General features: G+C 72.0%; 14 protein-coding genes. 3 read left to right on the top strand and 11 right to left on the bottom strand.

Going from position 1 to position 19057, the window contains the following annotated elements; all coding sequences use genetic code 11:
- Positions 1–4 precede the first annotated feature (4 nt).
- The 3 genes from FGF04_RS10430 to FGF04_RS10420 are packed head-to-tail and all read right to left on the bottom strand — an operon-like array spanning position 5 to position 3635.
- Positions 5–502: a ribose-5-phosphate isomerase gene (locus FGF04_RS10430; protein WP_149511001.1), complete on the bottom strand. Its 498-nt coding sequence runs from the start codon at positions 500–502 to the stop codon at positions 5–7.
- A gap of 11 nt (positions 503–513) precedes the next feature.
- The gene (locus tag FGF04_RS10425) at positions 514–2271 is read right to left on the bottom strand and encodes a dihydroxyacetone kinase family protein (RefSeq protein ID WP_149511000.1); all 1758 of its coding nucleotides are present in this window, start codon (positions 2269–2271) and stop codon (positions 514–516) included.
- Positions 2268–3635, bottom strand: a complete 1368-nt coding sequence (locus FGF04_RS10420; protein ID WP_149510999.1) for an MFS transporter — start codon at positions 3633–3635, stop codon at positions 2268–2270. Before FGF04_RS10420 ends, FGF04_RS10425 begins: the two co-directional genes overlap by 4 nt.
- Positions 3636–3884: 249 nt before the next feature.
- On the opposite strand from FGF04_RS10420, the gene FGF04_RS10415 reads away from it, so the two are divergent.
- The gene (locus tag FGF04_RS10415) at positions 3885–4649 is read left to right on the top strand and encodes a FadR/GntR family transcriptional regulator (protein WP_149510998.1); all 765 of its coding nucleotides are present in this window, start codon (positions 3885–3887) and stop codon (positions 4647–4649) included.
- A 16-nt stretch (positions 4650–4665) separates the two neighbouring features.
- Here FGF04_RS10415 and FGF04_RS10410 read toward each other — a convergent pair whose 3' ends face one another.
- Positions 4666–5313, bottom strand: a complete 648-nt coding sequence (locus FGF04_RS10410; protein WP_149510997.1) for a response regulator — start codon at positions 5311–5313, stop codon at positions 4666–4668.
- Positions 5310–6503 (bottom strand): sensor histidine kinase, encoded by a 1194-nt coding sequence (locus FGF04_RS10405; RefSeq protein WP_149511003.1) that lies wholly within the window; start codon positions 6501–6503, stop codon positions 5310–5312. The genes FGF04_RS10410 and FGF04_RS10405 overlap by 4 nt, the downstream gene beginning before the upstream one ends.
- 299 nt (positions 6504–6802) lie before the next feature.
- Here FGF04_RS10405 and FGF04_RS10400 point away from each other — a divergent pair, with 299 nt between their 5' ends.
- Positions 6803–7387, top strand: coding sequence for a GlcG/HbpS family heme-binding protein (locus FGF04_RS10400; RefSeq protein ID WP_149510996.1), 585 nt, complete (start codon positions 6803–6805; stop codon positions 7385–7387).
- A gap of 76 nt (positions 7388–7463) precedes the next feature.
- Positions 7464–7955 carry a nucleotidyltransferase domain-containing protein gene (locus tag FGF04_RS10395; RefSeq protein WP_188114030.1) on the top strand — a complete coding sequence of 164 codons (492 nt, stop codon included), beginning with the start codon at positions 7464–7466 and terminating at the stop codon, positions 7953–7955.
- A gap of 22 nt (positions 7956–7977) precedes the next feature.
- Here the strand turns inward: FGF04_RS10395 and FGF04_RS10390 are convergent, their stop codons facing one another.
- From FGF04_RS10390 to FGF04_RS10365, 6 genes are all read right to left on the bottom strand, one after another.
- On the bottom strand, positions 7978–9597 hold the full coding sequence (locus tag FGF04_RS10390; protein WP_149510994.1) for a glycoside hydrolase family 13 protein: 1620 nt from the start codon (positions 9595–9597) through the stop codon (positions 7978–7980).
- Between the two features lie 176 nt (positions 9598–9773).
- Positions 9774–10649: a carbohydrate ABC transporter permease gene (locus FGF04_RS10385; RefSeq protein ID WP_149510993.1), complete on the bottom strand. Its 876-nt coding sequence runs from the start codon at positions 10647–10649 to the stop codon at positions 9774–9776.
- 20 nt (positions 10650–10669) lie between these two features.
- Positions 10670–11632 carry a carbohydrate ABC transporter permease gene (locus FGF04_RS10380; protein WP_149510992.1) on the bottom strand — a complete coding sequence of 321 codons (963 nt, stop codon included), beginning with the start codon at positions 11630–11632 and terminating at the stop codon, positions 10670–10672.
- Between the two features lie 239 nt (positions 11633–11871).
- The gene (locus FGF04_RS10375) at positions 11872–13284 is read right to left on the bottom strand and encodes an ABC transporter substrate-binding protein (RefSeq protein WP_149510991.1); all 1413 of its coding nucleotides are present in this window, start codon (positions 13282–13284) and stop codon (positions 11872–11874) included.
- 257 nt (positions 13285–13541) lie between these two features.
- On the bottom strand, positions 13542–14555 hold the full coding sequence (locus FGF04_RS10370) for a LacI family DNA-binding transcriptional regulator (RefSeq protein WP_149510990.1): 1014 nt from the start codon (positions 14553–14555) through the stop codon (positions 13542–13544).
- 81 nt (positions 14556–14636) lie between these two features.
- A complete protein-coding gene (locus tag FGF04_RS10365) occupies positions 14637–18920 on the bottom strand; it encodes a discoidin domain-containing protein (protein ID WP_149510989.1) in 4284 nt (1427 codons plus the stop codon).
- Positions 18921–19057: the final 137 nt, after the last annotated feature.

Raw genomic sequence — 19057 nt, 5'->3', positions numbered from 1 at the left:
GGCATCAGGCGGCCGCCCCGGACCCGGCGGCGTCGGCGTCCGCTGCATCCTCGTAGTCGCACATGAGCTGGACCTTCGCCGCGGAGGCGGACGTCTCGTCGAAGCGGTAGGTGAGCCACTCGGCGGCCAGGCGGCGGGCGAGTTCGAGGCCGACGACGCGCTGGCCGAAGGTCAGGATCTGCGCGTTGTTGGACAGCACCGCGCGCTCGACGGAGAACGAGTCGTGGGCGGTGACGGCGCGGATGCCCTTGACCTTGTTGGCCGCGATGGCGACGCCCAGGCCGGTGCCGCACACCAGGAGGGCGCGGTCGGCCTCGCCGCGGGCGACCATCTCGGCGGCGGCGATGGCGACCTTGGGGTAGGCGGTGTGTCCGTCGGCGTCGACGCCGACGTCGGTGACCTCGGCGACCAGCGCACTGCCCAGCAGGTCCTGCTTGAGGGCTTCCTTGTACTGGTGGCCGGCGTCGTCGGATCCGACGACGATGCGGAGCTTGTCGGTCATGGCGGCTTTCCTCAGTGCTGGTCGGACGGCTGGTCGTGCGGGGCGGCGGACAGCGCGCCGTGCACGGCGCGGGTGATGAGGGCGAGCGAGTGGGCGCCCGCGTCGGGGGTGCCGAGGGACTTCTCGGCGTGCGGCCGGGCGCGGCCCTTGCGGGGCAGCAGCTCCGCGGTGGCGACGGCGGCCTTCTCGGCGGCGAGCGCGGCGTGCTGCCAGGCCTCGGGGAGCGGGTCGCCGGCGTCCGCGGCCCCGGCCAGGGTGTCGGCGAAGGGCACGAGGACGTCGACCATCGTCTTGTCGCCGACCTCGGCCCCGCCCAGGCGGCGTACGGCGTCGGAGGCGTCCGAGACTCCCCGGGCGACCGCCCGGGCGTCGGGGGCGTCCTGGTCGCCGAGCCGCGTACCGAGGGAGCGGAGCATGGTGCCCCACAGGGCGCCGGAGGTGCCGCCGGCCCGGTCGGCCCAGGCGTCCCCGGCGTGGACGAGGACGGTTCCGGCGCCGGCGCCCAGGTCGTGGGCGCGGACGGCGGCCCGCAGGGCGGCGGTGGAGCCGCGCTGCATGCCGATACCGTGGTCGCCGTCGCCGGCCACCGCGTCGATGCGGCCGAGTTCGGCGGCGTGCGTGTCGACGGTGTCGGCCAGGGCGTCCAGGGCCGCGAGGACCCTGGTGGCGGCGGTGCGGGAGCGCTCGGTGGCGGCCGGTATGCGGGCGTCGTCGGTGTCCTCGGTGACGGGGGCCGCCTCGGCCGCCGGAGCCTGCGCCTGCGGGGCGCCCTTGCGGTAGGCGGGGGTGTCGGCCGGTGCCCGCCACAGCTGTTCGAGGCGGTCGTCGAGCCAGGTCAGGGMGAGGGAGACGCCTGCCATGTCGAAGCTGGTGACGAGTTCGCCGACCTCCGGGTCGACGATCTCCACGCCCGCCTCGCCGAGGAGGGCCGCGACCTTGCGGTAGACGACGAAGAGTTCCTCGTACTTGACCGAGCCCAGGCCGTTGAGGATCACGGCGGCGCGCTGTCCGGCGGGCGCCCCGACGTCCTCGGGGAGCTCCGCCAGCAGTGCGGTGACCATGAGCCGGGCCGCCTCGTCGGCGGTGGGCAGGGGCTCCTCGCCGATGCCGGGCTCGCCGTGGATGCCGAGCCCGACGGCCATCCGGGCCTCGGGGACGGTGAACAGGGGGTGGTCGGCGCCGGGCAGGGTGCAGCCGGAGAAGGCGATGCCGAAGGAGCGGGTGCGGGCGTTGGCGTGCTCGGCCGTGCGCAGGACCTCCTCCAGCGGCAGGCCCTCCTCGGCCGCCGCGGCGGCGGCCTTGAAGACGGGCAGGTCGCCCGCGATGCCGCGGCGCTTGGCCGACTCCTCGGGTCCGGCGGAGGAGATGTCGTCGGTGACGGCGAAGGTACGGGCCTCGATGCCGTCGCCGGCCAGGCGTTCGGCGGCCTGCCCGAAGTGCAGGACGTCGCCCGCGTAATTGCCGTACATCAGCAGGACGCCGGCGCCGCCGTGGGCGGACCGTGCCACGGAGCGGATCTGCTGGGCGGAGGGCGAGGCGAAGACGTTGCCGACGGCGGCGCCGTGTGCGAGGCCGCGGCCGACCAGTCCGGAGAAGGCCGGGTAGTGGCCCGATCCGCCGCCGACGACGACGGCGACCTGGCCCGCGGGGGTGCCGGCGGCGCGGACGACACCGCCGGTGACGGGGCGCACCCAGCCGCGGTGGGCGGCGGCGAAGCCTTCGAGGGCCTCGTCGGCGAAGGCGGCGGGGTCGTTGAAGAGCCGGGTCATCGGAGGGCCTCCACGGGCTGGTGCGCTGCTGCGGGGGCCGGCTCCGCGGTGCCGCCCCGCCGGGAGAGCAGGATCATCAGCACGGCGGACAGGAGCATGAAGAAGCCGACCAGGTAGAGCGGGACGTAGTAGGCGCCGGTCCAGTCCTTGAGCCAGCCGGTGATGTAGCTGGAGGCGAAGCCGGCGATGTTGCCCGCGGTGTTGATGAGGGCGATGCCCGCGGCGGCCGCGGCTCCGGTCAGGAAGCGCGAGGGCACGGACCAGAAGACGGGCAGGGCCGCGAAGATGGAGCACGCGGTCACGGTGATCACGGCGACCGTGGCCGTCGGGGAGCCCATGTAGAGGGCGAGCGGGATGGAGACACCGCCGACCACGGCGGGTCCGGCCACGTGCCAGACGCGGGTGCCGTGCTTGGTGGCGTGGCGGGTCCAGAAGAAGAGGACGATCGCGGCGGGCAGGTAGGGGATCGCGGTGATCCAGGCCTTGTCCATCACGCTGAAGGTGGTGCCGTACTGCTCCTGGAAGCCGTCGATGATGGTCGGCAGGAAGAAGGCGAGGGCGTACAGGCCGTAGACGAAGCCGAAGTAGACCAGGGCGAGCACCCAGACGCGGCCGCTGCTGAAGGCCTTCTTGAGGTCGCCCTTGGCGTGCTTGGTCTCGTGTCCGGTCTTCTGCGCGTTCTCCTCGGCGAGCGCGTCGGTCAGCCAGGTGCGCTCGGCGGGCGTGAGCCACTTGGCGTCGGCGGGCCGGTCGACGAGGTAGAACCAGGCGACGACGCCCAGGACGATGGCGGGCAGCGAGACGAACAGGAACATCACGCGCCAGCCCTCGAGCCCGAACAGGCCGTGCCGGCCGATGAGCCAGCCCGCCAGCGGGGCGCCGAGGACGGTGGTCAGCGGCTGCGCCAGGTAGAAGAGCCCGAGGATCTTGGTGCGGTGCCGGGAGGGCACCCACTGGCTGAGGAAGAGGATCGCGCCCGGGAAGAAGCCGGCTTCCGCCACGCCGAGGAGGAAGCGCAGGGTGTAGAGCTGACCGGTGCTGTCCACCCAGGTGAACAGGAGCGAGACGATGCCCCAGGTCACCATGATGCGGGCCAGCCAGCGGCGGGCGCCGAACCGGTGCAGGGCCATGTTGCTGGGGACTTCCAGCACGATGTAGCCGAGGAAGAAGATCCCGGAGGCGAAGCCGAACTGGGCCGCGGTCAGGGCGAGGTCCTCACCCATGCCGTTCGGCTCGGCGAAGGAGACCGCGGTGCGGTCCAGGTAGTTCACGAAGAACATCAGGGCCACGAACGGTACGAGGCGGACTGAGACCTTCTTGATGGCAGTTCTCTCGACTGCCGCGGATGGCGCGTCGGCGACCATGGCGACTCCTCGGCTCGCCCGGACAGCTCCGTCCGGGGTGGGTCGGGCCGGACGGCTCGTCGAACCCGCGACGGCCGACCGGAACGTTTTCACGCTATGCCGACGACTCAAATTGGTCACCAATTTACCAATGTGAGGACGGTCTCATCTTCGACCCTCTCGCAACCCTTGACAAAACCGGCAGACGGACCCGCCCCGGCGCGCAAGAACCGACTGGTCAGCCTCCTGGGAGCCCCATCTGGTTGACTGGTGACCGTGACCAGTCAGTCCGGCGAACAGACGTCCGCGGCCGCCCCCGACCTCGCGCAGCTCCTGCGTCCCGTGGTGCGGGAGTCCTCCGTCAGCGAGGTCGCCAAGCGGCTCCTCGACCACCTGTCGGCGGGCGACATCAAGCCCGGCACCCGGCTGCCCGCCGAGCGCCAGCTCGCCGAGGCGCTGGGCGTGGCCCGCTCCAGTGTCCGCGGGGCCCTGTCCGCCCTCGACGTGCTCGGCATCATCGAGATCCGGCCCGGCTCGGGCTCGTACGTGCGCGAGGGGACCTCGGAGTTCCTGCCCCGGGCGATCAACTGGGGTCTGATGCTCGGGCAGCGGCGCACCCAGGACCTGGTGGAGGTGCGCACCTACCTGGAGGCGGTGTCCGCGCGCCTGGCCGCGGAGCGGGCGACGGACGAGGACCTGGAGCTCCTGGAGGAGCACCTGCGGCGGATGCGGGCGGCCGGCGGGGACGCCAAGGCGTTCATCGACGCGGACATCGGCTTCCACCTGGAGATGGCCCGCATCGCGCGCAACAGCGTGCTGAGCGACATCCTGCACAGCATCCGGGCGCTGCTGCAGGTGTGGATGGAACGGGTCAGCGACATCGAGGGGACGGTGAGCGGCACGCTGTGCGAGCACGACGCGGTGCTGCGGGCCGTCCGGGCCCGCGACCCCGAGGCGGCGGACCGGGCGATGGCCGACCACATGGTGATGGCGAGCCGCCGGCTGCGGGAGTCCGTGGACAACGAGAGCCGGTAGCCGGCCGGGGCGGCGGTCACGGCAGCAGGCGGCGTTCCTTCGCGGCGGCCACCGCTCCCGCCCGGGTGTCCACGCCGAGCTTCGCGTAGATACGGCCCAGGTGCGTCTTCACCGTCGCCTCGCTGATGAACAGCGCGCGGGCGATGTCCCGGTTGCCGAGCCCCCGGGCGAGCTGCCCGAGGATGTCCCGCTCCCGGTCGGTGAGCGCGGGCGGCGGCGTGCGCAGGTTGGCCATGACCCGGCTGGCGACCGGCGGCGACAGCGTCGTACGCCCCCGCGCCGCGGCCTGGATCGCGGCGAACAGCTCCTCCGGCCGCTCGGCCTTCAGCAGGTAGCCGGTCGCGCCCGCCTCGATCGCCCGGGTGATGTCGGCGTCGGTGTCGTACGTGGTGAGGACCAGGACGTGCGGGGCGGCCGGGGCGGCCGTCAGGCGGCGGGTGGCCTGCACGCCGTCCATGCCCTCCCCCAGCTGCAGGTCCATCAGCACCACGTCGGGCGCCAGCCGCGCGGCCAGGGCGAGCGCCTCCTCGCCCGTCCCCGCCTGGCCCACCACCTCGATGTCCGGTTCGCTGTCGAGGAGGGCGAGCAGACCGGCCCGTACGACCACGTGGTCGTCGCAGACCAGGAGGCGTACGGGGCGCCGCTCGGCGGGCAGGTCGGTCATCGCGGCGTCTCCTCGGTGTGCGGGGCGAGGGGGACGGTCGCGGTCAGGACGGCGCCCTCCCCCGGTGCGGACTCGATGCTCAGCGTGCCGCCGAGCTGGCGCACCCGGGCCCGCATCGCCCGGATGCCGTGCCCGCGCCCGCCGGACGGGCCGGCGGTGGCGACGGTCGCCGGGTCGAAGCCGTGTCCGTTGTCGGCGACGTCGAGGACCACCTGGTCGTCGAGCCGGGTGAGCGTGAGTGCGGTGGCCGTGGCCCCCGAGTGCTCCCGCACGTTGGCCAGGGCGCCCTGGGCGATGCGCAGGAGCGCGGACCGGGCCCGGTCGGGCAGCGGCGCCGTACGCCCGCCGTCGTCGACGTGGACGCGGACGGTGAGCGCCGGGCCCGACTCGCGGGCCGCGAGGGTGCGCAGCGCCGTGTCGAGACCGCCGCCCCGGGCGAGGTCGGCGGGTGCCAGGTCGTGCACGAAGCGGCGGGCCTCGGCGAGGTTGTGCCCGGTGACGGAAACGGCCGTACCGACGTGGGCGCGGGCCTTGGCCGGGTCGGTGTCCCAGGTCCGCAGCGCCGCCTGCAGCAGCATCCGCTGGCTCGACAGCCCCTGGGCGAGCGTGTCGTGGATCTCCATGGACAGCCGCTGGCGCTCGGCGAGGACTCCTTCGCGGCGTTCGGTGGCGGCCAGCTCGCGGCGGGTGCCGAGCAGGTCGTCGATGAGGGCGCGCTGGCGGTCCGCCTGTTGCCGTGTGTGCGCGAAGACCGCGGTGGCGAGGGTGGCGACGGCCGCCGGGCCGACGACGAGGTCGAGGCTGAACCGCGGTGCCAGGGCGAGTTGGGCGAGGATCACGAGAACGGTGAGGAACGCCGCGAGGGCGTACGCGGCGGCGGGCGGCAGGGTGCGCAGGGCCGTGTAGAACAGCGGCACCGCCACCCAGGCGAAGCTCGGCGCGCACACCACGAGGACCGCCCACGTGGCGACCACCGCGCCCAGCCGGACCAGCCGGTGCGCCGGGGGCCATGTGTCCCTGCCGCGCGGCGTGGGGGACGTCCCGCCGGCCGCCGGGATCGCGCCGACCGCGTAGAGGACGGCCAGGAGCACGGCCAGCGCGACCACCCAGGGTGCGCGGGGCTCGGCGGCGTGCCGCTGGACGTAGCGCGCCAGGCAGGTGGCGAGCAGGACGTAGCAGACGACGTGCATGACCAGGGCCAGCCGGCGCTCGTCCCGCGACGGGCCGTCGTCCGCGGGTGCTCCTGTGTCGTCGGACCGCACGTGCACCTCCTGAACCGGCCGGACACCTCATTCTCGCCCAGGGGCGCGGCCCGCGGATCAACCGATCGGTCGATGCCCGTGTCGGCCGTCCGGCGCGCCGGGTGCAGCCGGACCGCCGACCGTCCGGTGCCCGGCGCGGACCCACGATGGATGACAGAGCGGCGGCCCGCACGGCCGGGGCCCGCCACCACCCGCACCATCCACGCAGACCTCCAGGAGCGGCAGCCATGCAGCACGTCAAGAAGACCTCCCGTCGTACCCGCGCCGTCACCGGCGGCGCCCTGGTCGCCGCCGTCACCCTCGGGGGCGTCGGCGCCTACTCGGCGAGCGCCTCCTCCGCGGCGCCCGCCGCACGGGCGGCCGCCGAGGCCGACACCGTGGTCAGGGCCGACGCCACGGACAAGAACCTGACGCGGACCACCCACCTGACGGTCGACGCCGCCGAGCGGGCCGCGCGGGCGGCGCTCGACGCGGCGCGCGAGGACGACCAGCGCGTCTCCGTCGCCGTCGTCGACCGCAACGGCAACACCGTGGTGACCCTGCGCGGCGACGGCGCCGGCCCGCAGTCCTACGCGTCGGCCGAGAAGAAGGCGTACACGGCGGTGTCGTGGAACGCGCCGACCTCCGAGCTGGCGAAGCGCCTGGAGCAGGCCCCGAACCTCAAGGACATCCCCGGCACCCTGTTCCTCGCGGGCGGGGCCCCGGTCACCGCGAAGAACGCGCCGATCGCGGGCATCGGGGTGGCGGGCGCGCCCTCCGGCGACCTGGACGAGAAGTACGCGCGGGCCGGCGTCGCGGCGCTCGGCAGGTGAGCCGCTCGGCAGGTGAGCCGCTCGGCAGGTAACTCGCTCGCCCGCGCGGCCGCCGCGTGGTTACCGTGCTCGCGTGATGACCGCCGACGACGTGCTGTCCGTCCTCTCCGTGCTGCGTGCTGCTGACACCGACGTCTGGGTGGGCGGTGGATGGGGCGTCGACGCCTTGGTCGGGGAGCAGACTCGCCGCCACCGCGACCTGGACCTGATGCACCGCGAGGACCAGGAGCACGCGGTCGTGGCGGCCCTCGCCGAGGCCGGGTTCGCCGAGACGCTCGACTGGCGCCCCGTGCGGTTCGTGGTGACGGACGCACGCGGGCGCGAGATCGACCTGCACCCGCTGGTCCTCGCGGCGGACGGGTCGGCGGTGCAGGCCTCGCTGGACCCGGACCGCCCGTTCCGCTACCCCGCCTCCTGTTTCGTCCGCGGCACGATCCAGGGGGCGGGTGTCCCCTGTCTGTCGGCGGAGCAGCAGGTGTACTTCCACCAGGGGTACGAACCGGCCGACCGCGACCTGCACGACATGGCGCAGTTGCGGCGGGTGTTCGGGATCGCCACCCACTTCTGACCGGCGGCCGACCGGTGGGCGCTCAGCTCCGCAGCCACACCGACGTGTCGGTGGGCAGCCTGCCGTCGGCGTCCAGCGGGCCGCTGGAGAGCAGGACCTCCGTGTGGTCCGGCAGGACGGCCGGGGTGCCGGCCAGGTTCGTCACGCAGACCAGGTCCGGGGCGCGGCGGAAGGCGAGGACCCCGTCGCCGGTGGGCAGCCACTCCAGCGGGCCGTCGCCCAGCGCCGGGTCGGCGCGGCGCAGGGCCAGCGCGGTGCGGTAGAGGGTCAGCATGGAGTGCGGGTCGCCGGCCTGGCGGTCGGCGGCGTAGGCGGACCAGCCGTCCGGCTGCGGCAGCCAGGGTTCGGTGCGCGAGCCGAAACCGGCGTACGGGGCGTCGGCCGTCCAGGGCAGCGGTACGCGGCAGCCGTCGCGGCCCGGGTCGGTGCCGCCGGAGCGGAAGTGCATCGGGTCCTGGATGCGGTCGCGGGGTATCTCCGCCTCGGGCAGGCCGAGTTCCTCGCCCTGGTAGAGGTAGACGGAGCCGGGCAGGGCGAGGGTGAGCAGGGCGGCGGCGCGGGCCCGGCGGGTGCCGAGTTCCAGGTCGGTCGGGGTGCCGAAGGCCTTGGTGGCGAAGTCGAAGCCGGTGTCGTGGCGCCCGTAGCGGGTGACCGTGCGGGTGACGTCGTGGTTGCACAGCACCCAGGTGGCCGGCGCCCCGACCGGGGCGTGTTCGGCGAGGGTGTCGTCGACGGCGGCGCGCAGCCGCTCCGCGTCCCAGGGGCAGGACAGGAAGCTGAAGTTGAAGGCGGTGTGCAGTTCGTCGGGGCGCAGGTAGCGGGCGAAGCGCTCGGAGTCCGGCAGCCACACCTCGCCGACGAAGACGGCGCCGTACTCGTCGGCGATCCGCCGCCAGGAGCGGTAGATCTCGTGCAGGTCGTCCCGGTCGATGTACGGATGGGGGTCGCGGCCCTCCACGAACTCGGGCAGGTCGGGGTCCTTGGCGGGCAGCGCGGCGGAATCGATGCGCACGCCCGCCACGCCCCGCTCGAACCAGAAGCGCAGCACCTCCTCGTGCTCCTCCCGCACGGCGGGGTGGGCCCAGTTGAGGTCCGGCTGCTGCGGGGTGAACAGGTGCAGGTACCACTCGCCGTCCTCGACCCGGGTCCAGGTCTCGCCGGAGAACTGCGACGGCCAGTCGTTGGGCGGCAGTTCGCCGTGTTCGCCGCGCCCGGGGCGGAAGTGGAAGAGCTTGCGCTCGGGACTGCCGGGACCGGCGGCGAGCGCGGCGCGGAACCAGGCGTGCTGGTCGGAGACGTGGTTGGGGACGATGTCGACGATGGTGCGGATGCCGAGCCCGCGGGCCTCGGCGATCAGCCGTTCGGCCTCGGCGAGGTCGCCGAAGGCGGGGTCGATGGTGCGGTAGTCGGCGACGTCGTAGCCGCCGTCGGCGAGCGGGGACAGGTACCAGGGGGTGAACCAGATCGCGTCGACGCCCAGTTCGGCGAGGTAGGGCAATCTCGACCGTACGCCCGCGAGGTCCCCGGTGCCGTCGCCGTCGCCGTCGGCGAAGCTGCGCGGGTACACCTGGTAGATGGCGGCGCCGCGCCACCAGTCGTCGGTGTGTCCGGGGGTCGTCGTACCGGGCTCAGGGACTGCCACGTGTCGGTCCTTTCGGGGCAGGGGTGGTTCTCCGCCGCCGCCCCGGACAGCGGGGCGTCGGGAACGGGGTGGCGGCGGAGGATCGGTGGGGGCACCTGCGGGGTGTCCGCCGCGGGAGGCACCCGGATCGTGCGGGGTGCCCGGGCCGCGTGCGGTGCCGGACTGCGGGTGTGCGGTCAGCCCTTGAGGCCGCCGGCCGTCAGTCCGCTCATGATGTTGCGCTGGAAGATCAGGAACAGCAGGAGCGTGGGCAGGGAGGCGATGGTCAGCGCGGCGATCAGCACGTTCTCGGGCACGCTGGTGGCGAGCGAGTAGATGCCGACGGCGAGGGTCTGCTGCGAGGGGTCGGGCAGGACCAGCATGGGCCAGAGGAAGTCCTTCCAGACGCCGACGACGGCGAAGATGGAGACCACGCCGAGGATGGGCCGGGAGACAGGCAGCACGACGGACCACAGGACGCGCAGGGAGCCCGCGCCGTCCATCGACGCCGCGTCGAGCAGTTCCCTGGGGATCGAGTCGAAGAACCGCTTGAGCAGGAAGATGTTGAAGGCGTTGGTGACCGACGGGAGCCAGATCGCCCAGGGCGAGTTGAGCAGGTTGCGTTCGACGATCGGCACGTCCAGCGCGGTGAGGTACTGCGGTACGACGAGGACGGTCGCCGGGATCATCAGGGTGGCGAGCATCAGGCCGAGGATCGCCTTGCCGAGGACGGGCCGCAGCTTGGAGAGCGAGTAGGCGGCGGCCACGTCCAGCACCAGCTGGAAGGCGAGCGCGCCGAACGCGTAGTAGAGGGTGTTGAACAGGAGCCTGGCGAGGTCCATCACCTCCCAGGCGCGCGTGTAGTTCTCCGTGTGGACGGAGCCCGGGACCCAGGTCGGCGGGGTCTGGACGGCTTCCTGGGTGGTCTTGAGGCCGCTGGACACCATCCAGTACAGCGGGCCGAGGAAGGCCAGCGTGAACAGGACGACGACGAGCGCGAAGCACACCCAGTAGAGGAGCTTGCCGCGGGGGCGCGCCAGTTGGGCGGGTGAGATGAGCGTACGAGTGGACATGTCCTTGTCTCCCCCGGGTCCTAGTCCTGGTCGGCGCGGTTGAGCTTGGTGTAGACGGCCGAGAAGCCGGCCAGCAGGACGAGCAGGAGCAGGCCGAGCGCCGCCGCGGCCCCGTAGTTGTTGAAGTTGAAGGCGTACTGGTAGATCAGGTAGACGACGGTGGTGGTGGAGCCCTCGGGGCCCGCGCCGCCGGTGAGCAGGAACGGCTCGATGAAGACCTGCATGGTGGCGATGATCTGCATGAGGAGCATCAGCAGCAGGATGAGCCGGGTCTGCGGGACGGTGACGTGCCACACCTTGCGCAGCAGGCCCGCGCCGTCGAGTTCGGCGGCCTCGTACAGCTCGCCCGGCACGCCCTGGAGCGCGGCGAGGTAGATGAGGGTGGCGCCGCCCATGTTCATCCAGGTCGAGGCGACGACCACGGAGAGCATCGCGGTGTCCGGGTCCTGGAGCCACTGCTGGGCGGGGACGCCGAAGACGCCGAGTATCTCGTTGAACATGCCGTACCCGGGGTCGTACAGGTACTTGAAGAGCAGGACGGACGCGGTCGGCGGGAGCATCACGGGCAGGTAGACCAGGAGCCGCAGATAGCCCTGGCCGTGCCGGAACTCGTTGATGACCAGGGCGGCGACGAACGGCACGACGAAGCCGAGGAGCAGGGCCAGCACGGTGAACCACAGGGTGTTGCGCCAGGCCTGGCCGAAGGCCGGGTCGTTCCAGACGGTGACGAAGTTGTCCCAGCCCACCCAGCTGACGCGGCCGTCCTCGGTCTTCTGGAAGGCGAGCAGGAATTCCCGGACGATCGGGTACCAGGAGAAGAAGGCGAAGCACAGGACCGCGCCGATGAGGAAGCCGTGGGCGGTGAGGTTGCGGCGCAGGGCCTGGCCGAACCCGCCGCCCGGGAGGCGCGGGGCACGGTCGCGGGTCCTGCGGGGGCGGCGGTCCCTGACCGCCGGGTCCTTGGTGAGGGTGGGGGCCGACATGGTCGCTCCTTGGCGTGCGGCGGCGGCGCGCGGGCGGCCGGGCGGTGGTGGCACCGCCCGGCCGTCTTATGGTCACTGGGTGGCTAGTGCCGTGGCAGGCAACGTTTGCCCGTCAAGGAGCGGCGTCCGGTGCGTGCTCTCGGTGTGCCGGCCGGAAGCCCTCGTACTGGACGTACTTGGGATTTCGGCCGGTGCAGCGAGAGTGCGTGCCGGGCGTCGCGACGGGCGAACGTTGCCTGTCACGGCGCTAGGACCTTGTTGACCTGGGACTCGGCTGTGGAGAGGAGCTTGTCGATGTCGGCGTCCTTGTTGGTGAGGATGCCGGACATGACGTTGTCGAGGACCTTGTAGATCTCCTGGGCCTTCGGCGGCTCGGCCTTGCCGGGGACCGGGTTGTCGGTGAAGGCCTTGAAGTTCTCCACCGGCATGGTGGCGAACTCCTTGCGGGCCGCGTCGTCCTTCGTCTTGGAGCCGTTCAGCCACAGGTTGGGCTGCGGGAGCCCCACCGGCAGGCCGTCCGCCTTGGAGCGCTTCCAGTCGTAGTGGCCCTTGCCGACCGTGGTGAACTTGAAGTTCAGCCAGGCGACGGCGGCCTTGACCTTGTCGGGCGAGATGCCCTGCTTGATCATGTAGTTGTTGCCGCCGGCGAGGGTGTTCTCACCGCCCGGGATCGGCCCCATGCCGAAGTTCTCGTACTCGGCGCCGAGTTGCTGGACCATGTACGTGACGTCGTCGGGCGCGGCGAGGAACATGCCGAGCTTGTCGGTGGCGATCTGCTTCTGGAGGTCGCCCCACTTCAGCAGCTGGGTCTTGCCCATGGAGTCGTCGTCCCAGCGCATGGCGTGCAGGTTCTCGGCGACCTGCTTGCCCGTCTCGTCGTTGAAGGCGGCCTTCTTGCCGCTCGCGTCGACGACGTCGCCGCCGAGGCTGTACATCTGCGCGGTGAAGTGCCAGCCGCCGGTGTTGGCCGCGCTGTACTCGCCGAAGCCGGCGACCCCGCCCCCGAGGCCCGCGATCTTCTTGGCGGCGCTGCGCACCTCGTCCCAGGTCTTCGGCGGGGCGTCCGGGTCGAGGCCGGCCTCCTTGAAGAGCTTGCGGTTGATGAGCAGGCCCATGCGGTAGTTGCTGGTGGGCAGGCCGTAGAGCTTGCCGTCCTGCTTCAGCGAGCCGAGGACGTCGGGGTCGATGTCCTTCAGCAGCGGCACGGTCCTGTCGTTGACGTACGCGGTGATGTCCTGGGCGCCGTCGTTGTCGAGGACCTGCGGCAGGTCGGTGAAGTAGGTGTAGAACACGTCGGGCTGGGACTTCGCCTTGAGCATGGCGGTGAAGCGGGGCGGTTCCAGGCACTGTCCCGGGGTGGAGCGGCCTTCGATGCGCACGTTCGGGTACTTCTCGTTGAACTCCTTGACGTCCTCGTTCCACTGCCTGAGCTCGGCCGCCTTCGCCGCGGGGGGCATGCAGTCGATGGTGATGGACACCTTGGTCTTCGGGTCCAGCGGTGCGGCGGGGTCGGCTTTCGCGTTGCCGGAGCCGTTGTCGCCGTCGTCGCCGCTGCTGCTCGTGCCGCAGGCGGCGAGCGCCGTCAGCGTGAGCGCGGAGGCGAGGGTGACCGCGCCGGCGCGGCGGGTGCGGCGGAACCGAGCTCTGATCATGGGTGGTCCCCTTCGGGCATGAACGTGGAAGGCGCCCGCACCGCCGGTGCGATGTGGGGCGCCGCACACTCAACCACCGCGAACAGATGACCGCAATATCTCGCGCAGCTTTCGTAATTGTTTGACAGTCAGCCGCATACGAGTGATCCCGGCGGGACGCCCGTACGCAAACGACAGCGCGGTGCGGCCGGGTCCGGCCGCACCGCGCTCGGGTCGTGCGCTCCCGGGTCCGTACGCTCCCGGACCGGTCGTACGCGCTATGCGCGGGGCGCCTGCGTCGTCGAGCCGCGGACCACCAGCTCCGGCTCGAACAGGAGCTCCCCCGGCTGGACCTCGGCGCCCTGGATCTGGGCGCACAGGAGGTCCACGGCGGCCCGCCCCATGGCCTCGACGGGCTGGCGCACGGTGGTCAGCGGGGGCTCGGTGCAGTTCATGAAGGCGGAGTCGTCGTAGCCGACGACCGAGACCTGCTCGGGCACCGCCAGGCCCCGCCTGCGGGCGGCCCGGATGGCGCCGAGCGCAAGCGGGTCGCTGGCGCAGACGACGCCGGTGACACCGCGGTCCAGCAGGCGGCTGGTGGCCGCCTGGCCGCCCTCCAGGGAGAACATCGACCGCTCCACGTACGCGTCGGGCAGCGTGCCGCCGGCCGCCTCCGCCGCGGCCCGGGCGGCGGCCAGCTTGCGCCGGGAGGGGATGTGGTCGCTCGGGCCGAGGACCACGCCGATGCGCTCGTGCCCCAGCAGGGTGAGGTGGCGCCAGGCCTGCTCCACCGCGACGGCGTCGTCGCAGGAGACGCAGGGGAAGTCGAGCCCCTCGATGGGGGCGTTGATCAGCACGACCGGGATGCGCCGTTCGGCGAGCTGCCGGTAGTGGTCGTGGGGGGCGTCGGCCTGGGCGAACAGGCCGCCGCCGGCGAACACCACGCCGGAGACGTGCTGCTGGAGCAGCAGCTCGACGTAGTCCGCCTCGGAGACGCCGCCCTTGGTCTGCGTGCACAGCACGGGGGTGAGCCCCTGCTGGGCCAGCGCGCCGCCGATGACCTCGGCGAACAGCGGGAAGATGGGGTTCTGCAGCTCGGGCAGGACCAGGCCGACCAGCCGCGCGCGCTCCCCGCGCAGCTGGGTGGGACGCTCGTAGCCGAGGACGTCCAGTGCGGTGAGCACGGACTGCCGGGTGGCGTCCGAGACCCCGGGCTTGCCGTTGAGCACCCGGCTGACCGTGGCTTCGCTGACCCCAACCTTCTTGGCTACCTGAGCAAGTCGTCGCGTCATGAGCGCAAGGCTAGCGCAAGCCACGCAAACGGCTTGCGCCAACCTTGGAGCCTCCTTCCGGCCCGTCTCAGGGGTGGATTCTCAGGGATTGATGTTGATCTTGAAGGTGGAGGTGGTGTTGCGGACGTCCACGGCGTTTCCGCTGAACCTCAGCCCGTTGAAGGTCACCTCACCGACCGCCGGGCCCTGGCCCTGTTCGGGCATCTCGTTGGCCCACACCCCGAAGCCGGACTTGGCGTCGTAGGCGTCCCCGCTCTTGCGCGCACCCGTGACGGAGATGTCCGTCAGGACCGTGTCCTTGATCGGGTTGATCGGCCGGCCGCCCGCGTCGTACTGGGTCTGGAACATGATGCCGCTGTAGGTCGGGTCCACGATGTCCACGTCGTTGACGCGGATGCCCTGGAAGACCTTCGAGGCGGAGAACAGCCAGATGCCGGGGAAGGTCTGGTTGCCCCAGAAGTGGCCGCCGGAACGGACCACCGAGACGTTCTCGACGGTCGTGGGAGAGGTGCCGAACCCGTTCATCGGGTAGCCGAAGTCCAGCGAGCTGATCGTGATGCCCGAGTAGACCAGGGTGTCGGCGATGTGGATGTTGCGGAAGGTGTTGTCGTAGCCGCCGTAGACGGCGACGCCCGCGGCGCGCCAGGTGAGGATCGAGGTCAGGTTCTCGTAGAGGTTGTCCTTCATGTCGGCGCCGCCCGCGTCGATCGCGGAGAACAGCGCGAAGCTGTCGTCGCCGGAGGCCCGGGACTCGTTGTTGACCACGTGGTTGTCCGTCGAGCCGTTGGTCATGTTGATCGCGTCGGCGAAGGTGTTGCGGATGCGCGAGTCACTGATCGTCACGCGGTCGGTGTTGGCGCCCCAGTAGAGGCAGACCATGTGCTCGGTCCAGGTGTTGTCGATGACGATGTCCGACACGTTGGCGAAGTCGAACACCTTGCCCGGGCCGTCGATGCGGGAGGTGTAGTTGCCGAAGTAGGCGAAGTTGCGGAACGAGGACCCCTTGGCGGAGTTCTCGGCGCGGAACCCGACGTCGGTGTTGTCCTGGCCCGAGGGGGCGTGGAACTGCGTGTACCAGGGACCGGCGCCGACGACCTGGACGGCCTTGCCGTACACCTGGAACTTGCTCGACGTCTGGTAGTCGCCGGGCGGCAGGTAGACACCGGTGAGCTTGCCGGTGGTGTCCATGCGGACCCGGTCCAGGGCGTTCTGCACGTCCTGCTGCCCGAATCCGGCCGGCACGGCGTACGCGGCCGGGTCCGGGTTGGCGACCGGCGCGACCTTCTCCAGGCTGACGAAGTCGATCGCGTACTTCGAGGTGTTGGCCGCGTCCTTCTGCAGCCGGATCTTCGCGCCCTCCGGGACGGTCTCGCCGAGCATCAGGTGCGCCTCGTCGTAGATGTGGCGCGGTGCGCCCGCGGACGGGGAGTTGCCCGGGCCCGACTCGGCCCCGTACAGCCAGGCGTACTTCGAGGTGAGGGGCAGCGCCTTGTGGAAGGTGCCGTTCACGTAGACGTTGAGGGTGGCGTCGGTGCCGCCGCCGCCCGCGGAGTCCGGGATGGAGAAGCGGGTGACCAGGGTGTTGGTGGCCGCCTTGGTGGTGAACTCCACGTACTCGCCGGTGCTGTTCAGCGTGACCGCCTTGCGGCCGGACGCCTCGCCCGCCAGGTCGCCGACGGTCCGGTTGGGTCCGACGGTCGCCGCGCCGCCGCCGGTCGCGGCGTCCTCGGCCTCGTACAGGTCGTAGGGCATGTCGGCCCCGCGCCCGACGAACAGGGACTGGGTGGCACTGTTGTTCTCCCGCTTGACCGGCAACTCGTTGGCGTCGGCGGCGACGGTGGTGCGGACCGTGTACGAGCCGTTGGCGGCGGTCCAGGTGCCCAGCGTGACGGTCCCGCTCGTGGCCCCGGCGGCGATCGTGCCGTCGTACGAGCCGGTCAGGGTCCGTACGGTGGCGCCCTTGGAGTCGACGAGCGCAACGGTGAGGCCGTGCGCGCCGCCCGCCGAGGCGGTGGTGCCCTGGTTGCGGACGGCGGCCTTGAAGGTGACCGTGTCGCCGTCCGCCGGGCCGGACGGGGTGGTGGTCAGCACCGGCACGAGGTCGGAGCTGTTCACCGGCCGTACGACGAGCGACGTGGGGCTGGTGTAGGTGTTGTTGGTCTCGTTCTGCTCGATGACCGCACCGGCCTCGTCGGCGACGGCGCCGATCTGGTACGTCCCGGCGTCGCGCGCCCCGATGGAGGCGCTGACGGTGCGGGTCGCCCCGGCGGCGAGGGTACCGACGGCGGCGGTGGCGACCTTGCTGCCGCCCAGGCGCAGCGCGAGGGAGCTGGCGGGGGCGGCGGCCTCGCCGCTGTTGCGGACGGTGGCGGTGAGGGTGATCTCGTCGGACTCGACCGGCGAGGCCGGGGACGCGCTCAGCGCGGTGACCTCCAGGTCCGGGTTGGGCGCCGCGGTGCCGAGCACCTGGAACTCGGCGAGCTGCCCGGCCGGGGCGCCGGTGTTGGAGGTGAAGCGCAGCTGCACGTCGGCGACCCGGGCGGTGACGGGCACGGTGACGCTGTTGCCGCTCGACGGGCTGAAGGCGTAGTCCTTGGCGGCGACCAGGCTCGTGTAGCCGGAGGCGTCCTGCTCACGGCCGAGGACCTGGATGTTCTGCGTGCGGGCACCCCAGGAGCTGTCCGGGTTCAGCTTGAGGACGAGCGAGGTGACGTCGGCGTTGGCTCCGAGCTTCACGGTGAGGGTGGCGGGGTGTCCCGAGCCCTCCCAGTAGGTGGAGGTGCTGTTGTCGTTGGCGTTCTCGGCGGCGAAGGTGTGCACGGTCGAGGAGGCCGTGATCGGCTTGCCGACCGCGAGGTTGGAGCCGGGTCCCGACGTGCCGTTGCGGGTGACGGTGTTGCTGTTGCCGGAGACGTTGCCCGCCGCGTCCCTGGCCCGCACGAAGTACGAGACCGTGGCGCTCGCGGAACGGTTGTCGGTGTACGTGGTGACCGTGCCGCCGACCGTGGTGAGCAGGGTGTTGTTGGCGTACACCTCGTATCCGGTCACGCCGGTGTTGTCGCTGGAGGCGTTCCAGGCGAGGCGGATCTGTCCCGCGGCCGGTTCGGTCAGGGACAGGTTGGCGGGCGCCGTGGGTGCCTGGGTGTCGCCGCTCTCCCCGCGGCGGGTGACGGTGTTGCTGTTGCCGGAGACGTTGCCGGCCGCGTCCCTGGCCCGCACGTAGTAGGAGACCGTGGCGCTCGCGGGGCGGTTGTCGGTGTAGGTGGTGACCGTGCCCCCGACCGTGGTGAGCAGCTCGTTGTTCGCGTAGACGTCGTAGCCGGTCACGCCGGTGTCGTCGCCGGACGCCTTCCAGGTCAGCCGGATCTGGCCGGTGGCGGGCTCGGTGTAGGCCAGGTCCGCCGGGGCGCTCGGCGCCTGGGTGTCCCCGGTCGCCGGGCCGTAGACCTCCAGCTCGGACAGCTGCGCGGCGGGCTGGACGGTGTTGGCGGTGACCAGGACCCGCACGTACCGGGTGGTGGCCGCGTCGAAGGAGACCGTCACCGAGTTGCCGTCGCCCGGCGCGAAGGCGTAGGCCCTGGAGGCGGTCAGGTCGGAGAAGTCGGTGCCGTTGGCGCTGCCCTGGATCTTCAGGGTCTGGCTGCGGGCTCCCCAGCCATCCGGTAGGCGCAGCACGACCCGGTCGACGCGTACGGAGGAGCCCAGGTCCGCCTGGATCCACTGCGGCAGGTCGTTGTTGCGGCTCTCCCAGTAGCTGGCCTTGTTGCCGTCGTTGGCATTGGCCGGCACATAGGTCTCGACGTGGCCGGAGGCGGTGAGGGTGCGGCCGCGGGCCAGGTTCGCCGAGGAGTCACCGGCCCCGCGGACCTCAAGGGCGGAGAGCTGGGCGGCCTGCCAGCCGGTGTTGGCGGTGATCTCGACGCGTACGTACCGGGTCTGCGTGGCGGGGAAGGACACCGTCACGGTGTTGGAGCCGCCCGGGGCGAAGGTGTAGGAGGCGGAGGACTTCAGGGTCGTGAAGGCGGTGCCGTCCGCGCTGCCCTGCACGGACAGGGTCTGGTCGCGGCTCTCCCAGCCGGCCGGCAGTTTCAGCACCACCTCGTCCACGCGGGCGGTGGTGCCCAGGTCCGTCCGGACCCACTGGGGGAAGCTGCTCCCGGCGCTCTGCCAGTACGTCCCCTGGTCGCCGTCGGTGATGTTGCGGGCCGCGTACTCGGCGTGCGAGCTGCTGGCGGTGGCGGGCCGGCCGGCGGCGAGGTCGGGCCCGGCGGCCGCCGCGGCGGCCAGTGCGGGCAGGCCCAGCAGGAGCAGGGCGGTGGCGAGGACGGCGGCCATCGCGTGCCGTCCCCGGCGTAGCTGTCTCATGTGTCCCCGATCTCCGTCCCGGTCCGGATGTGGGCGGCGTCGGGGCGGCTGTGTGGGTGGGTATCCGTCGCTCTTGGATGTGCGTGCGTGGCACCATCTTTTGCGGCGATCGATCAGAGAGTTGCAGACAGCTGACG

The sequence above is a fragment of the Streptomyces apricus genome, from assembly GCF_008369065.1.
GTDB lineage: Bacteria > Actinomycetota > Actinomycetes > Streptomycetales > Streptomycetaceae > Streptomyces > Streptomyces apricus.
Note: the sequence above shows the minus strand (reverse complement) of the source record. Positions and strands in the feature narration are given on the sequence as shown.

What these genes read in the sequence shown, in the direction of transcription:
- FGF04_RS10430 (WP_149511001.1), bottom strand. Translation starts at nt 502, where the DNA reads ATGACCGACAAGCTCCGCATCGTCGTCGGATCCGACGACGCCGGCCAC.
- FGF04_RS10420 (WP_149510999.1), bottom strand. Translation starts at nt 3,635, where the DNA reads ATGGTCGCCGACGCGCCATCCGCGGCAGTCGAGAGAACTGCCATCAAG.
- FGF04_RS10410 (WP_149510997.1), bottom strand. Translation starts at nt 5,313, where the DNA reads ATGACCGACCTGCCCGCCGAGCGGCGCCCCGTACGCCTCCTGGTCTGC.
- FGF04_RS10405 (WP_149511003.1), bottom strand. Translation starts at nt 6,503, where the DNA reads ATGCACGTCGTCTGCTACGTCCTGCTCGCCACCTGCCTGGCGCGCTAC.
- FGF04_RS10400 (WP_149510996.1), top strand. Translation starts at nt 6,803, where the DNA reads ATGCAGCACGTCAAGAAGACCTCCCGTCGTACCCGCGCCGTCACCGGC.
- FGF04_RS10395 (WP_188114030.1), top strand. Translation starts at nt 7,464, where the DNA reads ATGACCGCCGACGACGTGCTGTCCGTCCTCTCCGTGCTGCGTGCTGCT.
- FGF04_RS10385 (WP_149510993.1), bottom strand. Translation starts at nt 10,649, where the DNA reads ATGTCCACTCGTACGCTCATCTCACCCGCCCAACTGGCGCGCCCCCGC.
- FGF04_RS10380 (WP_149510992.1), bottom strand. Translation starts at nt 11,632, where the DNA reads ATGTCGGCCCCCACCCTCACCAAGGACCCGGCGGTCAGGGACCGCCGC.
- FGF04_RS10375 (WP_149510991.1), bottom strand. Translation starts at nt 13,284, where the DNA reads ATGATCAGAGCTCGGTTCCGCCGCACCCGCCGCGCCGGCGCGGTCACC.
- FGF04_RS10370 (WP_149510990.1), bottom strand. Translation starts at nt 14,555, where the DNA reads ATGACGCGACGACTTGCTCAGGTAGCCAAGAAGGTTGGGGTCAGCGAA.
- FGF04_RS10365 (WP_149510989.1), bottom strand. Translation starts at nt 18,920, where the DNA reads ATGAGACAGCTACGCCGGGGACGGCACGCGATGGCCGCCGTCCTCGCC.